Here is a 16,115-nt window from a genome sequence, read left to right as displayed (position 1 = left end):
GAAGGCGTCGAAGTCCTCCAGGGTGCCCAGCCGGGGGTGGATCGCGTCGTGCCCGCCCTCCGGCGAGCCGATCGCCCACGGGACACCGACGTCCTCGGGCCCGGCGGAGAGGGTGTTGTTGGGGCCCTTGCGGAAGGTCGTGCCGATCGGGTGGATCGGGGGGAGGTAGACGACGTCGAAGCCCATCGCGGCGATGCCCGCGAGGCGTTTCGCCGCCGTGCGGAAGGTCCCGTGGGGCTCGGCCGCCGTGCCCTCGGAGCGGGGGAAGAACTCGTACCACGAGCCGAACAGCGCCCGCTCCCGTTCCACCAGCAGCGCACGCGGCTCGGAGGCCGTCACCAACTCCCGCAGCGGACAACGTTCCAGCGCCTCTTCCACGTCCGGCGTCAGCGCGGCCACGAACCGCGTCCCCACCGGCAGCGAGTCGTCGCGAAGCGTCCGGGCGGCCGCCTGCACCGCGGCCCGTGCCGGTCCCTCGGGCATCCCGGTGACGGCGCGCGCGTGCAGTTCCGCGCCCTCCTCCAGCATCAGGCCGATGTCGATCCCGGCCGGGATCTTGATGCGGGCCGCCCGCCGCCAGGTGGCGACGGGGTCGCCCCATGCCTCGACGACGTAGGACCAGCGGCCTGGCGCGTCCGGAGTGACCTCGGCGCCCCAGCGGTCGGTGCCCGGGGCGAGCTCCCGCATCGGGGTCCACGGGCCGGGGCGGCCTTCGGGGTCGTACAGAACGACGTTCGCGCCGATCGTGTCGTGGCCCTCGCGGAACACGGTGGCCGTGACCTGGAACGTCTCGCCGACCACCGCCTTCGCCGGGCGCGCGCCGCTGTCGACGGCCGGTCGTACGTCACGTACCGGAATGCGGCCGATCGGGGCCGGGGTCGTGTTCACGGGTCTCACCTCCGCCGTGCTCGTGGCCGGGCCGTTCGCCCGGTGGGGGCCAAGCTGCGCCGGAAGGGGGACTACCTTCCGGCCGGGGAACGCCGGTCGACGGCGACCGCGACCGCGGCGACCTCGACCGCGGTGACCGTGGCGGTGACGGGTGGCCCGCGGTGTGCGCCGGCCGTCGTGCGGGGGCGTCCGTTCTGCTCCTGGAGGTACGAGCCCACGCTGCTGCGCAGATAGCGTTCCGCGGCCTCCGCCGCCTCGCGCGCGCAGCGCTTCCCCATCAGCACGCACAGGGTGTAGCCCGCGTCCTCGAAGGTGGCCCGTACCGTCCGGTCGTCCGGCGACGCGAGCATCACGCGTTCCCACGCCCGGTAGCGGCGCAGGTGGCGGGCCGCTTCGGCCTTGGCGGGTAGCAGCATGGCGCTGTTCACCTTCCGCCCCGGCGGACCGCGTTTCCCGACCATCGGGTGGCGGCCGTGCGCGGAGCGGCATGGCTCCGGCACGGCAGTCGAGGCTTTCACTCATGGTGCACACGTGATGACCAAGCGTCTTGTTGGATCTTCAACCACCCCACCCGTCGCTCGTGTTGCACGAATGGCCTAGCGCTCGCACCCTGGAGCTGACTCAGAAGCGATCAGTGCTCACGCTTCGTGTGCGGGGCCCCGGCCCCGCAGGGCGAGGAGAAGCGCGGGCTTCGCCGGTAGGGAGCCAACCAAGATGAACACCGCAGTGCCCTGCTACTACCACCTCGACGTGGAAGTCAGTCCGGAACGGGTCGGGCAGGTCAGGCGCATCCTGGCCGCCCATCTCCGCCTCTGGGACCTGGACGTGCTCGTGGACCCCGTCTGCCGCGGCGCCGAGCTGCTGCTGCGGGCCATCGACGAGCACGCCACGGACAAGTACACGTCGATCGAGCTCTGGTGGAACGGCCAGCACCTCATCACCGCGATCGGCGACAACGACCGCGAGCTGCGCCCCGACCAGGACCTGCGCACCTGCCTCAGCCGGATCGCCGCGATGAGCGACGGCTGGGGCTGCTGCGCCACCGACGGCGGAAGCAAGGTCATCTGGTTCTCGCAGCGCGCCCGCAGCGGCGAACGCGTCCCGCGCGTCCCCCGGACCCCGGCGCCGCGCCTGCGGGAGATGCTGAAACTTCCCCGCGACGTACCGGCCGCCCCGCCGGCCCGCCCGCCGCGCGACGTCCTGGAGGACGCCCGGTGACCGCGAGCCCACGCCGGAAAGGGGTGTCCGTGTGGAGCGGGCACCCCCATCCATTGGGTGCCTCCTACGACGGGAAGGGCACCAACTTCGCACTGTTCAGCGAGGTCGCCGAGCGCGTCGACCTCGTCCTGGTCGAGGACGACGGCAGCCACCGCGACATCCGGCTGCCCGAGGCCGACGGCTTCGTGTGGCACTGCTACCTGCCGGGTGTCGGCCCCGGGCAGCGCTACGGCTACCGGGTGCACGGCCCGTGGGACCCGGCCGCCGGACACCGCTGCAACCCGGCGAAGCTGCTGCTCGACCCGTACGCCCGCGCGGTGGACGGACAGATCGACAACGACCCCTCGCTGTACGAGCGTTCGGCGGGACCTGCGCCGGGCGACAGCGCCGGACACGGCATGCTCGGCGTGGTCACCGACCCCGCCTTCGACTGGGGCGACGACCGCCCGCCCCGCCGCCCGTACGCCGACACCGTGATCTACGAGGCCCATGTGAAGGGGCTGACCCGCACCCACCCGGAGGTCCCGGAAGAACTCCGGGGCACCTACGCGGGACTCGCGCACCCGGCCGTCGTCGACCATCTCGTCTCGCTGGGCGTGACCGCCGTGGAACTGATGCCGGTGCACCAGTTCGCGCAGGACGGGGTGCTCCAGGACCGCGGCCTGTCCAACTACTGGGGCTACAACACCATCGGCTTCTTCGCGCCCCACAACGCCTACGCCGCGCACCGCGAACGCGGCGGACAGGTCACCGAGTTCAAGTCCATGGTGAAGGCGCTGCACGCCGCCGGACTCGAAGTGATCCTCGACGTCGTCTACAACCACACCGCCGAGGGCAACGAGAAGGGCCCCACCCTGTCCTTCCGTGGCCTCGACAACGCCTCCTACTACCGTCTGGTGGACGGCGACTGGGGCCACTACTACGACACGACGGGCACCGGGAACAGCCTGCTGATGCGGCACCCCTACGTCCTTCAGCTCATCATGGACTCGCTGCGCCACTGGGTCACCGAGATGCGCGTCGACGGCTTCCGCTTCGACCTCGCCGCCACCCTGGCCCGGCAGTTCCACGAGGTCGACCGGCTCTCCGCGTTCTTCGACCTGATCCAGCAGGACCCGGTGATCAGCCGCGTCAAGCTCATCGCCGAGCCGTGGGACCTGGGGGAGGGCGGCTACCAGGTGGGCAACTTCCCGCCGCTGTGGTCGGAGTGGAACGGCAAGTACCGGGACGCCGTACGGGACTTCTGGCGCGGCGGCGAGCACACGCTCGGCGAGTTCGCGTCCCGGCTCACCGGCTCCTCCGACCTGTACCAGCACAGCCGGCGACGGCCGCGCGCCAGCGTCAACTTCGTCACCGCGCACGACGGATTCACCCTGCGCGACCTGGTGTCGTACAACGACAAGCACAACGAGGCCAACGGGGAGGGGAACCGGGACGGCGAGAGCGTCAACCGGTCCTGGAACTGCGGCGCCGAGGGGGAGACGGACAACCCCTCCGTACTGGAACTGCGGGCCCGGCAGCAGCGCAACTTCCTCGCCACGCTGCTCCTTTCGCAGGGCATCCCGATGCTGGGGCACGGCGACGAACTGGGCCGCAGCCAGCGCGGCAACAACAACGCCTACTGCCAGGACAACGAAGTCTCCTGGATCGACTGGGAGTTGACCGACGAACAGCGTGAACTCGCCGCGTTCACCCGGTACGTGATCGGGCTGCGCGCCGCCCATCCCGTGCTGCGCCGACGCCGGTTCTTCCGCGGCGAGACCGCCGTGCACCCCGGACAGCCGCTGCCCGACCTGGTGTGGCTGCTGCCCGACGCCCGTGAGATGACCGACCGGGACTGGCAGCGCTCCGACGCGCACTCGGTGGGCGTCTTCCTCAACGGCGACGCCATCGCCGAACGCGACCCGCACGGCGGGCCCGTCGTCGACGACTCCTTCCTGCTCCTGCTCAACAGCTACTGGGAGCCCGTCGACTTCCGCCTCCCCGACGACACCTACGGCGAGCGCTGGACGACCCTCATCGACACCGCCGAGCCGCAGGGCACCCCGGACGAGACGGAACACAAGGCGGACACGGAGCTGCCGGTCGAGGCCCGGAGTCTCGTGCTGCTGTCGCGGCCGGCCCGGCGCTGAGCGTCAGGGGGTCGCGCGCGAGGTCACCGTGAACCGGGCGCCGTCCGGGTCGCGCAGCACCGCCTCGTGCTCGGTCTCCCGCAGGACGCTCCCGCCGTGCGTCGCCACGACCCGGGCGCACGAGCGGATGTCCGCGACCGCGAAGTGGACCTGCCAGTGCGGGCGGACGGTCGGGTCGGGAGCCGCCTCCAGCGCGCCCGACCCGATCCGCGCCACGACCTCGCCGCCGCTGCGCAGCACCACCTCGTCGCCCTCGTAGCGGACCTCGCAGCTCGCCGGGTCCGCCGACGCCCAGTCCAGGACCTCGCCGTAGAAGATCGCCGCGTCGAAGGCGTCGCGGGTGTGCAGACGGACGAAGGCCGGGGCCGAGCGGCGCCAGGTCTCCCAGCCGCCCATCAGGTCCCCCTCCCAGATGCCGAAGGCCGCGCCGTCCCGGTCGGCGAGCAGGGCCGCGCGGCCTGGCGGGAAGGAGAGCGGACCCACGGCGACCGTGGCGCCGCGCTCGCGGACCCGGGCGGCGGTCACGTCCGCGTCGGGCACGGCGAAGTACGGCGTCCAGGCCACCGGAACCTGCCACATGGACGCCACCGCGGCCAGACCGGCCACCGGCAGATCGTTCGCCGTGGCGATCCGGAAGCGGTCGCCGAGCCGGGCCGAGCGCCACTTCCAGCCGAACACGGCCTCGTAGAACGCCTCGGTGGTCTCCACGTCGCGGCTGGTCAGGCTCACCCAGCAGGGGGCGCCGAACAGGGAGCGGGTGGAGACGGAGTCCGGTTCCGCGGAGGGCGGCTTCCTGGCGTGGCTCATGCCCCCAGTGTCCGGCCGGAAGGGGCGGCCGTGCCTGTCGAGCGGGTGTCTTGACCATCCTTTTGGGTTAGTTACCTCTGCTAAAGAGGTAATCTCGGGGGTGTGGAGACGGACGACTTCCCGGAAGAGCTGGCCGACGCGCTCGTCGGGGTCCAGCGGCTGATCCGCAGACGGCTGCGCAGCGAGATGACCCTGCCGCGCCTGCGGGGCGCCGAGGTGGAGCTGCTGCGCCTGGTCGAGGCCCGGCCCGGTATCGGTATCTCGGACGCGGCCAAGGAGCTGTTCCTCGCGAGCAACTCGGTGTCGACCCTCGTCAACCAGCTCGTCCGCGACGGCTACCTGATCCGCGGCACGGACCCCGCGGACCGGCGCGCCGCCCGTCTCCAGCTCACCGAGGCCGCCAGGAACCGCCTCGGTGACTGGCACGCACGGCGCGCGGCTCTCGTACGGGGGCAGGTCGACCGTCTCGACCCGGCCGACCGGGACGCGCTGCGCGCGGCGATCCCGGCGCTGCGCCGACTGGCCGTCAATCTGCACGAGGAGGCCGAGGACTCATGACGCAGGACACCGCCACCGAGCGGGCTGCGGCCGTCAGCTGCACCCGGCTCGCCTACTCCTTCGGCGAGACCACCGCGGTGGACGGGCTCGACCTGTCCGTGGGGGAGGGCGAGGTCTTCGGACTGCTCGGCCCCAACGGCGCCGGGAAGACCACCGCCATCCGCTGCATCACCACCCTCCTGCCGGTTCCGGCGGGCATGGTCCACGTCTTCGGCCACGACACGGCCAAGGACCAGATGTCCGTGCGCCGCATGCTCGGCTACGTCCCGCAGCAGCTGTCCGCCGACAGCGGGCTCACCGGCCGCGAGAACGTCGCGCTCTTCGCCCGCGTCTTCGACGTCCCCCGCAAGGAGCGCCCCGCCCGCGTCGCCCAGGCGCTGCGGGCCGTCGACCTCACCGACGCGGCCGACCGGCTCGCCAACACCTACTCCGGCGGCATGGTCCGCCGTCTCGAACTCGCGCAGGCACTGGTCAGCGCGCCCCGCCTGCTCATCCTCGACGAACCCACCATCGGCCTCGACCCGATCGCCCGCACCAGCGTGTGGGAGCACATCAACGCCGTGCGCGAGGCCACCGGCATGACCGTCCTGGTCACCACCCACTACATGGACGAGGCCGACCAGTACTGCGACCGCGTCGGCCTGATGCACCGCGGCCGCATCCGCGCCCTGGGCACCCCGGTCCAGCTCCGCGAGGGACTCGGCGAGCGCCGCCGGGCCGCCGGAGCGCCCGCCACCGATCCGCTGCCCACCCTTGAGGACGTCTTCCGGGACATCGCCGGCAGCGGTCTCGAAGACCAGTCAGGAGGTTTCCGCGATGTCCGAAGCACCCGCCGCACCGCGAACCGCGTCGGCTGACCGCACCCCGGCGTACGACCTGGACCTGCTGCTCACCCCACCCCGCCCCCGGGCCGGCTGGCGCCTGCTGCCCGCCCGCGTCGTCGCCATGTGCGCGGTCGAACTCCAGAAACTCCGCCACGACCGCACCGAGCTGTACACCCGGGCCGTCCAACCGGCCCTGTGGCTGCTGATCTTCGGCCAGACCTTCACCCGCATCAAGGCGATCCCCACCGGCGGCATCCCCTACATCGACTACCTCGCCCCGGGCATCATCGCCCAGTCCGCGATGTTCATCGCCATCTTCTACGGCATCCAGATCATCTGGGAACGCGACGCCGGCATCCTCAACAAGCTCCTCGTCACCCCCACCCCGCGCTCGGCGCTGATCACCGGCAAGGCCTTCGCGGCCGGAGTGAAGTCACTGATCCAGGCCGTCGTCGTGGTCGTCATCGCCGCGCTCCTCGGGGTCGCGCTCACCTGGAACCCGCTGAAGCTGATCGGCGTCGGCGCGATCGTGATCCTCGGCTCGGCCTTCTTCTCCTGTCTCTCGATGACCATCGCCGGCATCGTGCTCAGCAGGGACCGGCTGATGGGTTTCGGACAGGCGATCACCATGCCGCTGTTCTTCGGCTCCAACGCCCTCTACCCCGTGGCGATCATGCCCGGCTGGCTTCAGGCGGTGAGCAAGGTGAATCCGCTCAGCTACGAAGTGGACGCCCTGCGCGGGCTGCTGCTGGGCACCCCGTCGCATGTCGGGACCGACTTCGCCGTCCTGCTGATGGCCGCCGCCCTCGGCATCGCCGCCGCTTCCTCCCTGCTCGGACGCCTGGCCCGCTGATCTTGCCGGGGACGTGATGTGCGGCACGCCCCCGATCGCGGTTCGACGGCCGGAAAGCGGATTCTTCCTGCGCACGGCTTGATCAGTGATCAAGCGGACGAAAACGCTGGCCACAGCGCATTCCGCTCATTTGACAGTGCGCTGAGCACACAGATAGGAAGCAGCTCTCTGAGGTCGAGAGGGTGCACTGTGTACGAGCCGAACGTGGTCGGGGACTGGCACGAGTACGACGAACATGCCGGTCTGCGGGTCCGCGTCCACAGCCTGGCGGCTGCCGAGCCGCCGCGCGGACGCGACGACGCCGCCGAAGGGCTGACGTACTTCACTCTCCGTGTCACCGTCGAGAACCGGGGCGCCCGGCATCTGGGCGTCCACCTGGAGGACGGGCAGCTCGACATCAGGGTCGGCCCGGACGGCGAGAGCGCCTTCATCGACTGGCGCAGCTCGCAGTTCATCGAGGGCTTCGACGTCTATCCGCTGCGCCGCGCCACCGCCGTCCTGTACGCGGCGGGCCCGGAGGCGTCCCTGACCCAGGTCGACGTCCAGGTGCAGCTGCGGGTCGAGGAGGAGTGGACGCAGCGGCGCCTGTGGGCGGGCGGCATCGGGCTGTGCGAGGAGGCCGTCGCGGCCGGTGCCGGACGGGACGGCCTGGCGCACCAGGTGAGCAACTTCCTCCGCGACCAGGCGGAACCCGGCACCCCCTGAGACCCGAGGCGCCGGGCTCCCGCGGTCAGTGCGGGATGCCGTCGATGATCTCGCGGGCGCCCTGCCGCAGCAGCGCCACCGCCACCGAGGTGCCGAGCGTCGCCGGGTCCAGCCGGCCCGCCCATTCGTGGGCGTTCAGCCGGGTCTTGCCGTCCGGGGTGAACACACAGGCGCGCAGCGACAGTTCACCGCTCCGGTCGACCTGGGCGTACCCGGCGATCGGGCTGTTGCAGTGCCCCTGGAGGACATGCAGGAACATCCGCTCCGCCGCCGCCTCGCGATGCGTCGCGGGGTGACCGAGCCCGCTGATCGTGTCGATGACGTCGGTGTCGCCCTCACGGCACTGGAGCGCGAGAATGCCCGCGCCGATGGGCGGCATCATCGCCTCGGCGGAGAGCACCTCGGTGGCCACGTCCGGCCGGTCGATGCGCTCCAGGCCCGACATCGCGACCAGCAGCGCGTCCGCCTCGCCGGCCGCGAGCTTCTCCAGCCGCCGGTTCACGTTGCCGCGGAAGGGCACGCACTCCAGCTCCGGGTGCGTGGCCGCGAGCTGCGCGACCCGGCGGACCGAGGAGGTGCCGACCCGGGTACCGGCGGGCAGCTCGTCGAGCGTCAGCCCGCCCGGGTGGACCAGCGCGTCGCGGATGTCGTCCCGCTTCAGGAACGCGGCGAACGTCGTCCCGGCGGGCAGCGGCCGGTCGGCGGGCACGTCCTTCATGCAGTGCACCGCGAGATCCGCCTCCCCCGCGAGCAGCGCGGCGTCCACCTCCTTGGTGAACGCCCCCTTGCCCTCGACGGCGGACAGGTCGCCCATCCACTTGTCGCCGGTCGTCTTCACCGGCACCACCTCGGTGCGCACCTGCGGATGAAGGACGGCCAACTCGGCGCGGACACGCTCCACTTGGGCCAGCGCCATGGGCGAGTCGCGGGAGACGATTCGGATCAGTTCGGGCACGGACATGCGGACACGATAGACCGTCCGGCACCCCTGCGTGGACCGGACCCCGACAGCGGACGACTGTGACGTACGCGTCACACCGTGTCGGTGAGGACCACACGCAGCGTGCGGTGACCCGTCCCGTCCGCGGCCACGACCGGTTCCCCCGGCCGCCCGTCGACCGTGCACGACCGCACCCGGCTCCCGCCACCGCTCAACGTCACGTCCAGGGTCGTGCCCCGGTATCTCAGCCCGCGCAGACTCACCCCGCCCCAGGCCGGGGGCAGACACGGGCGCAGCCGCAGCGCGTCCTCGGCGAACGTCAGTCCGAACAGTCCCTCGTGGACCAGCCGCAGATACGCCGTCGCCGACCAGGTCTGGTCCGGCTGCGACACGAAGTGGTCGGCACGCCCACTCGCGCCGCCCTGCCAGCCGCCGTCCACGGCACCGGTCACGGAGTCGTACAGCTCGTAGAAGCCTCCGCTCGTCGCGATCAGGGCGGCGAGGGTGTCGACGGCGCGGGCGAACGGCCCGGTGCGGCCCGCGTCGGCCGCCGCCTGTCCGTACAGCCCGTGGACCATCGGCCACACCATCACGTTGTGCCGTCCCGGGTGCCGGTCGTCGAAGCGCGGGAAGTGCGGCCAGACGTTGACGATCCCGTACGGCTGCCAGTGCGTGGCGTCGAGGATCCGGCCGGCGCGTTCGGTGTCGGCGACGCCGAGGAGGACGGCGAGGGCCAGCCCGGCGCCCTCCTGGGAGGGGTCGAGGTGTCCCGACAGGGGGCCCTCGCCGTGGACGAGGTAGCCGTAGGTGCCGGCGTCCGCGCGCCACAGGTGGCGGTCGATCGCCGTGCGCAGCCGCGCCGCGTCCGAGCGCAGCGAGGCGGCCTGTACGGGGCGGCCGAGGGCCTCGGACATGGCGGCGAGGGCGAGATGGGCGCCGTAGTAGAGGCAGTTGGTCGACAGGCACATCAGTGTGTCGGTGTGCGGGTGGTCCAGGACGAACGACGAGTGGACGGCGGTCGAGGCGGGCGGGCTCGGGTAGCCGGAGATGCCGTCGTTCATGAAGCCCGGGCCCTCGAAGAGGCCGAACGCCGGGTTGAGGTGCTGGGCGCGGCGGGCCGCGAGGGTGCGCGCCGAGGTGTCGTGCGCCCGGGTGAGGAAGTCGCGGTCGCCGGTGACCAGGTAGTGGTGGTGGGCGGCGATCACCCACACGATCTGGTCCCACCACTGGTTGTCCTGCTGGACGACGAGCCCGTCCCGGGTGCGGTCGACCACGGACCACAGGGTGTTGCGGGCGATCTCGGGCGCCAGCAGGCTGACCCCGCTCCACGCGTTCACGGCCGCGTCCCGGGTCCAGCGCTGGGGCGCGGGATAGCCGCCGCCCGCCCGGACGACCGTGCCGGGCGGATAGCTGAGCAGGCCCGACCCGTCGTAGACCGAGCGGTCGGCCCCGATGGTGTTGGCGCCGGACACGGACCGGAGCGCGGACGAGTACAGGGCGCCGAGCCGGCGCTGCGTGGCCGGGTCGTCGAAGGCGAGGGTGGGCATGGTGTATCCGTTCCCGGGGTCCGGGCCCTGCGCACCCGCGGGGATGGCCGTCGCTCCGGCGATGCCCAGCGCGATCAGGAGAGCCCGCCGCGAGACCCTGCGTTCAGCTGCCACGTTCCGTCCTCTCGGCCTCCCGGGGGTGAGACGGTCCCGGGAGCCCTGAGAACGATGGTGCCCCGCGGACGGTACCGTCAGGCGCCGTCGCATACGTGATCCACGAAATTTCATTCGCCCTCGTTTGCGTGCACGCGTCCTCACGCGTCGTCCGGCAGATCGGCGGCCGACTCCTCCGGCGCCAGGTCGGGGCGCAGTCGCAGCCAGGACGGCTGGCGCAGCATCCCGGCCCGGGTACGGGTGCTGTAGCGGACCTCGCCGACCAGCCGGGGCACCACCCAGCGCGCCCCGGCCACCGCCGGCACCGGATCGAAGGGGCAGCTGTCGGTACCGGCGGCCCCCAACAGCGCGGCGAGTTCCGCGCGTTCGGCCTCGCTCCAGCCCGTGCCCACATTGCCGACGTACCGCAGCCGCCCGGCCACGCGCTGCCCCACCAGCACCGCGCCCGGCAGCCCCGACAACCGCCCTTTGCCCGGCACCCAACCGCCGATCAGTACGTCCTCGGCGCGCAGATTGCGGATCTTGATCCAGGCCCGGGAACGCACCCCCGGCTCGTACACCGAGTCCAGCCGCTTGCAGACCAGCCCCTCCAGCCCGTGTTCCGCCGTGGCCCGCAGCGCTTCGGCGCCATGCCCGGTGAGAGCGGCGGGAGTCGACCAGTCCGGGCCGCGCAGGTCCAGCCGCTCCAGCTCGGCGCGGCGGTCGGTGTAGGGGAGCGCGAGGAGCGGCCGGTCGAGATGGGGGACGTCGAACAGCACGAGATGGACAGGGGTGTTGGCGGCCCGGTGCGCCGCGAGCGCGGGCGAGGCGGCCAGGCCCATGCGGTTCTGGAGCAACTGGAAGTCGGCGCGCCCCAGTTCGTCCAGGGCCAGCACCTCACCGTCCAGGATTGCCCGCCTGCCGCCCAACTCTCGCCCCAGGGGCAGGAGTTCGGGATAGGCGGCGGTGATGTCCGCGCCGGAGCGGGCGCGCAGCAGGACGGTGCCGTCGCCGGGGAGGTACACCAGGACGCGCTGGCCGTCCTGCTTGGTCTCGTAGGCCCAGCGGGCGTCCTGCCCGGCGGGCGGGAGGGCGCCGGGCGTGGCGAGCATGGGGGCGATGCGGGGGAGGGGCACGCCACAGGTGTCGACGGCGAGCACGGGCGGCACGCCTTTTCGGCGGGTGGTTCGCCTGAACGGGCGCCGTGTCAGCGGCCGGGGCCGGTCGGCGGCGGCGCCTGCACCAGCCCCGACTGGTAGGCCATCACGACGAGTTGGGCCCGGTCGCGGGCGTCCAGCTTCGTCATGGCGCGGTGCACATGGGTGCGGACGGTGAGCGGGCTGACGTACAGCCGCTCGGCGATCTCGTCGTTCGAGTGGCCCTCGGCCGCCATCGCCATGATCTCGCGTTCCCGGGCGGTGAGGACGTCGAGCCGGTCGGGCGTCGCGAGGCGGGCGCTCGGCGTGGGCGCGGCCAGGAAACGGGTGATCAGGGTGCGGGTGGCGAGCGGGGAGAGCAGGGACTCGCCGGCGGCGACCGTGCGGATGCCGGAGAGCAGTGCCTCGGCGGTGACGTCCTTGCCGAGGAAACCGCTCGCGCCCGCCCGCAGCGCCTGTGCCACGTACTCGTCGACCTCGAAGGTGGTGAGGATGAGCACGCGGGTGTCGGACAGCGCCGGGTCGGCACAGATGGCGGTGGTGGCGGTCAGTCCGTCCGTGCCGGGCATGCGGATGTCCATCAGGACGAGGTCGGGGCGGTGTTCGGCGGCCAGCGTGATCGCCTCGGCGCCGTCGGCCGCTTCGCCGACCACCTCCATGTCCTCGCAGGTGTCGATCAGGATCCGGAAGGTGGCCCGCAGCAGGGCCTGGTCGTCGGCGAGCAGCACGCGGATGGTCATGGGGTTCTTTCTCCCGGTTCCGGGGCGCTGGGGTACAGCGGCAGTTCGGTGGTCACTTCGAAGCCGCCCTCGACCCGGTGCCCGGCCCGCAGGGCACCGCCGACCGACCGGGCGCGCTCCCGCATCCCGATCAGTCCGAAACCCTCGCCCGGGGCGGTCGCGGAGACGGCCGTCGCCCCCGGGCCGTCGTCGGACACGGTGAGGATCAGCCGGTCGTGGGAGTAGCGCAGGCGCACCTGCGCCGCCCCGGTCGTGGCGTGCTTGCTGACATTGGTGAGCGCCTCCTGCACGATCCGGTACGCCGTCAGGTCCACCCCGGCCGACAGCGGGCGCCGCTCGCCGACCGTGGTGACGGTGACGGTGAGCCCGGCGCCGGCGAACGAGCCGGTCAGTTCGGCGAGTTGGGCCAGCCCCGGGCTCGGGGCCAGCGGGGTGGCGGGATCGTCGGCCCGGCGCAGCAGCCCCACCGTGCCCTTCATCTCGCGCAGCGCGGAGGAGGTCGTACTGGCCAGCTCGGTCAGGATCCGCTGGGCGTGGTCGGGGTGGGTGCGCGCCAGGTGGGCGGCGGTGCCGGCCTGGGCATGGGCCAGGGCCAGATGGTGGGCGACGACATCGTGCAACTCCCGTGCGATGCGCATCCGTTCCTCGGCCACCCGGTGCCGGGCCTCCTCCTCCCGGCTGCGCTCGGCGTACTCGGCGCGCGCCTGCACCGCCTCCAGGTAGGCGTTCCGCAGCCGGACCGCGTTCCCGGCGACCACGGGCAGCAGCAGCCAGGCGGCCGGGCCGACCGTCTTGAACGGCCAGGGGTGGTGCACCGTGTCCACCACCGTCGCCGTGGTCACCAGCAGCACGACCGACGCGAAGAAGTAGCGGCGGGCCGTCCGGCGGCGGGTGAGGACGGCCAGCCGGTACAGGGCCAGCATCAACGGCCCCAGCAGCAGCGGGGTCAGGAGGCAGCCCTGGGCGGCGGCCCCGGCGGCGGCGACCGCGGTGACGGCGACGACCGAGCGGGGGCGGGTGCGCTGCCAGAACAGGGCCGCGCAGGAGACGGCGGCGAGCGCGATGGTCGGGGCCACCGTGTCGGGACCGGGACCGCGCGGCACGTTCAGTTCGCTGCCGAAGAGGAACATGGCGAACAGCAGCACCGCCGACATGGTGTCGACGGTGCGGATGTGCTCGTCCGCGTAGCGCTGCCAGTTGTCGTGCATCGATGTCTCCGGTGGGTCTCCTGGGACCATGGTGGGTGATGTCCGGTCCGGATGTCGGACCGGGTCCCGCAGGTGGGGTCCGGGGACAGGCGCCGGGGCCGCCCGCGTCACGCGCCGCGGGCGGCCCCTCGTGGGGAGGGCGGGTTCAGGCACGGGTGATCGGTATCGGTTCGGGTACGGCGGGGGCCGCGGGCTCCCTCCGGGTGAGTGCCTCGCCCTCGACGTCGATGTTCGGCAGCAGCCGGTCCAGCCACTTCGGCAGCCACCAGGCGGCCCGGCCCAGCAGCGCCAGTACGGCGGGCACGATCGCCATCCGGACGACGAAGGCGTCGAGCAGCACGGCCGCCGCGAGCCCGAAGCCGATCATCTTGATCATCGACTCGCCGGCCCCGATGAAGCCCGAGAACACCGCCATCATGATCAGCGCGGCGGCGACGACCACCCGGGCGCTGTAGCGGAACCCGGTCGCGATGGCCTGCGCGGGCGGGTCTCCGTGGACGTAGGCCTCCCGCATCCGGGCGACGAGGAACACCTCGTAGTCCATGGCGAGTCCGAAGACGATGCCCACCAGGAAGATCGGCATCATGCTCATGATCGGGCCGGTCTGCTCCACGCCCAACAGGCTCGCGCCGTGGCCCCATTGGAAGACCGCGACGACCGAACCGAGCGAGGCGAGCACCGACAGCAGGAAGCCGAGGGCCGCCTTCAGGGGGACGAGGACCGAGCGGAAGACCAGGAGCAGCAGTACGACGGCCAGACCGACCACCACCGCGAGGTAGGGGATGAGCGCGTCCTGCACCTTCTGGGCCACGTCGATGTTGACCGCGGTCGTGCCCGTGACCAGGAACGTCGTGCCGGTCGCGGACTCGATCGCCGGACGTTCGGCGCGGATCGTGTGGACGAGGTCCTTGGTCTTCTCGTCGCTGGGGCCGGTGGACGGGACGGCCGAGAAGACGGCGGTGTCGCCCGCCGTGTCGAAGCGGGCCGGGGAGACCGAGACCACGCCCTCGGTCGCCGCGATGCGCCGCGAGATCGTCGTCACGGCGGCCTTGGTGCCGGTGGCCGACTTCGCGTCGACCACCACGGTCAACGGCCCGTTGAAACCGGGCCCGAAGCCCTTCGCGAGGTCGTCGTAGGCTCGGCGTTCGGTGGTGGACGTGGACTTCACCTCGTCGCCGGGCATGCCCAGTTGGAGGTCCGCCACCGGGAGCGCGAGCGCGCCGAGGCCCACCACGCCGAGCAGCAGCACGGTGACCGGACGGCGCAGCACGAACCGCGCCCAGCGGCTGCCGCCGTTGTTCTCGCCGTTCTCCTCGAACCGCCCCTTCACGCGGGCGGAGCGGGACAGCACGGCGTTCGGCCAGAACCCGAGCAGCGCCGGGACCAGGGTCAGCGCGATCAGCACGGAGACGACGACCGCGCCGGCGGCGGCCAGCCCCATCTTGGTGAGCGTCGGGATGCCGACCACCGACAGACCGGCGAGCGCGATCACGACGGTGAGCCCGGCGAACACGACCGCCGAACCCGCCGTACCGGCCGCGAGTCCCGCCGCTTCCTGGGGCGGGTGCCCCTTGGCGCGCTCCTCGCGGTAGCGGGAGACGACGAACATGGCGTAGTCGATGCCGACCGCGAGGCCCAGCATGGTGGCCAGCGTGCCGGTGGTGGAGGACAGGTTCAGCGCCTTGGCCAGGGCCAGGATCGAGGACATGCCGATGCCCACGCCGATGACGGCGGTCAGCAGCGGCAGTCCGGCCGCCGCCAGCGAACCGAAGGTGATCAGGAGCACCAGCGCGGCGATGGCGATACCGATCGCCTCGGCGCTGCCGCCCGCCGAGGGCTGGGTGGCGAGCGCGGTGCCGCCGACCTCGACCGTCAGGCCCGACGCGCGGGCGTGGTCGATCGCCTTCTGGAGATGGGACTTGGCGGTGTCGGTGAGGTCGTGCGCCTTCACCTTGAAGGTGACGGTCGCGTACGCGGTCGTCGCGTCGGCGCTCACCGCCTTCGCCGTGAACGGGTCGACGGCGGAGGCGACCTGGGAGCCGTCGGCGGCCTCGGCCACCAGCTTCTCGACGACCGCGCGGTTCGCGCTCGCGGTGATCTTCCCGCCGTGCGGGGCGACGAACACGATCCGCGCGTTCGCACCGTCGGCGGCCGAGCCCGGGAAGCGCTGCCCCAGCAGGTCGAACGCCTTCTGCGACTCGATTCCCGGCATGGACGACCCCTCGTCGGGGGCCTCGGGGGCCCGCACGGCGGCGAAGCCCACGGCGGCCAGCACGGCCACCCAGAAGACGGTGACCCACCAGCGCCGCCGGAAGGCGAGCCGGCCCAGTCGATGGAGAAAAGTAGCCACGGGACGGAATGCTCCACATCTGATCTCGGGGACCGTCCCACACTCCCGGCCGGACCCCCGTCCCGTCGTCGTGCGGCTGCCGACACTCGTGGCTA

15 protein-coding genes are annotated in these 16,115 nt (G+C 72.3%); 6 read left to right on the top strand and 9 right to left on the bottom strand.

Going from position 1 to position 16,115, the window contains the following annotated elements; genetic code table 11:
• Positions 1 to 888: maltotransferase domain-containing protein (locus tag ACIQPR_RS23815; RefSeq protein ID WP_403651477.1), on the bottom strand; the 888-nt coding region annotated here is incomplete at its 3' end.
• 71 nt (positions 889 to 959) lie between these two features.
• The gene (locus ACIQPR_RS23810; RefSeq protein ID WP_403651475.1) at positions 960 to 1,304 is read right to left on the bottom strand and encodes a DUF5133 domain-containing protein; all 345 of its coding nucleotides are present in this window, start codon (positions 1,302 to 1,304) and stop codon (positions 960 to 962) included.
• A gap of 298 nt (positions 1,305 to 1,602) precedes the next feature.
• Here ACIQPR_RS23810 and ACIQPR_RS23805 point away from each other — a divergent pair, with 298 nt between their 5' ends.
• On the top strand, positions 1,603 to 2,106 hold the full coding sequence (locus tag ACIQPR_RS23805) for a pep a2 (RefSeq protein ID WP_403651473.1): 504 nt from the start codon (positions 1,603 to 1,605) through the stop codon (positions 2,104 to 2,106).
• A complete protein-coding gene (glgX, locus tag ACIQPR_RS23800; RefSeq protein ID WP_403651471.1) occupies positions 2,103 to 4,238 on the top strand; it encodes a glycogen debranching protein GlgX in 2,136 nt (711 codons plus the stop codon). Before ACIQPR_RS23805 ends, glgX begins: the two co-directional genes overlap by 4 nt.
• Before the next feature lie 3 nt (positions 4,239 to 4,241).
• On the opposite strand, the gene ACIQPR_RS23795 is transcribed toward glgX, so the two are convergent.
• The gene (locus ACIQPR_RS23795) at positions 4,242 to 5,045 is read right to left on the bottom strand and encodes a VOC family protein (RefSeq protein WP_403651469.1); all 804 of its coding nucleotides are present in this window, start codon (positions 5,043 to 5,045) and stop codon (positions 4,242 to 4,244) included.
• 102 nt (positions 5,046 to 5,147) lie between these two features.
• Here ACIQPR_RS23795 and ACIQPR_RS23790 point away from each other — a divergent pair, with 102 nt between their 5' ends.
• From ACIQPR_RS23790 to ACIQPR_RS23775, 4 genes are all read left to right on the top strand, one after another.
• On the top strand, positions 5,148 to 5,603 hold the full coding sequence (locus ACIQPR_RS23790) for a MarR family winged helix-turn-helix transcriptional regulator (RefSeq protein WP_403651467.1): 456 nt from the start codon (positions 5,148 to 5,150) through the stop codon (positions 5,601 to 5,603).
• Positions 5,600 to 6,460, top strand: coding sequence for an ABC transporter ATP-binding protein (locus ACIQPR_RS23785; protein ID WP_403651465.1), 861 nt, complete (start codon positions 5,600 to 5,602; stop codon positions 6,458 to 6,460). The genes ACIQPR_RS23790 and ACIQPR_RS23785 overlap by 4 nt, the downstream gene beginning before the upstream one ends.
• Positions 6,420 to 7,280: an ABC transporter permease gene (locus ACIQPR_RS23780; RefSeq protein WP_403651464.1), complete on the top strand. Its 861-nt coding sequence runs from the start codon at positions 6,420 to 6,422 to the stop codon at positions 7,278 to 7,280. The genes ACIQPR_RS23785 and ACIQPR_RS23780 overlap by 41 nt, the downstream gene beginning before the upstream one ends.
• A 189-nt stretch (positions 7,281 to 7,469) precedes the next feature.
• A complete protein-coding gene (locus tag ACIQPR_RS23775; RefSeq protein WP_403651462.1) occupies positions 7,470 to 7,985 on the top strand; it encodes a hypothetical protein in 516 nt (171 codons plus the stop codon).
• 25 nt (positions 7,986 to 8,010) lie between these two features.
• On the opposite strand, the gene hemC is transcribed toward ACIQPR_RS23775, so the two are convergent.
• The 6 genes from hemC to ACIQPR_RS23745 all read right to left on the bottom strand — a co-directional run bounded on the left by hemC (position 8,011) and on the right by ACIQPR_RS23745 (position 16,020).
• Positions 8,011 to 8,946: a hydroxymethylbilane synthase gene (hemC, locus tag ACIQPR_RS23770; protein ID WP_403651461.1), complete on the bottom strand. Its 936-nt coding sequence runs from the start codon at positions 8,944 to 8,946 to the stop codon at positions 8,011 to 8,013.
• A 71-nt stretch (positions 8,947 to 9,017) separates the two neighbouring features.
• Positions 9,018 to 10,586, bottom strand: a complete 1,569-nt coding sequence (locus ACIQPR_RS23765; protein WP_403651459.1) for an MGH1-like glycoside hydrolase domain-containing protein — start codon at positions 10,584 to 10,586, stop codon at positions 9,018 to 9,020.
• 140 nt (positions 10,587 to 10,726) lie between these two features.
• Positions 10,727 to 11,677 (bottom strand): ATP-dependent DNA ligase, encoded by a 951-nt coding sequence (locus tag ACIQPR_RS23760; RefSeq protein WP_403651500.1) that lies wholly within the window; start codon positions 11,675 to 11,677, stop codon positions 10,727 to 10,729.
• A 95-nt stretch (positions 11,678 to 11,772) separates the two neighbouring features.
• On the bottom strand, positions 11,773 to 12,462 hold the full coding sequence (locus ACIQPR_RS23755; RefSeq protein WP_403651457.1) for a response regulator: 690 nt from the start codon (positions 12,460 to 12,462) through the stop codon (positions 11,773 to 11,775).
• Positions 12,459 to 13,670 (bottom strand): sensor histidine kinase, encoded by a 1,212-nt coding sequence (locus tag ACIQPR_RS23750; RefSeq protein WP_403651456.1) that lies wholly within the window; start codon positions 13,668 to 13,670, stop codon positions 12,459 to 12,461. The genes ACIQPR_RS23755 and ACIQPR_RS23750 overlap by 4 nt, the downstream gene beginning before the upstream one ends.
• Positions 13,671 to 13,815: 145 nt before the next feature.
• A complete protein-coding gene (locus ACIQPR_RS23745) occupies positions 13,816 to 16,020 on the bottom strand; it encodes an MMPL family transporter (RefSeq protein WP_403651455.1) in 2,205 nt (734 codons plus the stop codon).
• Positions 16,021 to 16,115: the final 95 nt, after the last annotated feature.

The sequence above is a fragment of the Streptomyces sp. NPDC091280 genome (assembly GCF_044768565.1).
Taxonomy (GTDB): Bacteria; Actinomycetota; Actinomycetes; order Streptomycetales; family Streptomycetaceae; genus Streptomyces.
The sequence above is the reverse complement of the archived record's forward strand: the minus strand, read 5'-3'. Positions and strand labels throughout refer to the sequence as shown.

Bases quoted from the DNA above. Each gene is read 5' to 3' on its own strand.
- ACIQPR_RS23780 (WP_403651464.1), top strand. From the start codon at position 6,420: ATGTCCGAAGCACCCGCCGCACCGCGAACCGCGTCGGCTGACCGCACC.
- ACIQPR_RS23755 (WP_403651457.1), bottom strand. From the start codon at position 12,462: ATGACCATCCGCGTGCTGCTCGCCGACGACCAGGCCCTGCTGCGGGCC.
- hemC (WP_403651461.1), bottom strand. From the start codon at position 8,946: ATGTCCGTGCCCGAACTGATCCGAATCGTCTCCCGCGACTCGCCCATG.
- ACIQPR_RS23810 (WP_403651475.1), bottom strand. From the start codon at position 1,304: ATGCTGCTACCCGCCAAGGCCGAAGCGGCCCGCCACCTGCGCCGCTAC.
- ACIQPR_RS23785 (WP_403651465.1), top strand. From the start codon at position 5,600: ATGACGCAGGACACCGCCACCGAGCGGGCTGCGGCCGTCAGCTGCACC.
- ACIQPR_RS23750 (WP_403651456.1), bottom strand. From the start codon at position 13,670: ATGCACGACAACTGGCAGCGCTACGCGGACGAGCACATCCGCACCGTC.
- ACIQPR_RS23805 (WP_403651473.1), top strand. From the start codon at position 1,603: ATGAACACCGCAGTGCCCTGCTACTACCACCTCGACGTGGAAGTCAGT.
- ACIQPR_RS23795 (WP_403651469.1), bottom strand. From the start codon at position 5,045: ATGAGCCACGCCAGGAAGCCGCCCTCCGCGGAACCGGACTCCGTCTCC.
- ACIQPR_RS23760 (WP_403651500.1), bottom strand. From the start codon at position 11,677: ATGCTCGCCACGCCCGGCGCCCTCCCGCCCGCCGGGCAGGACGCCCGC.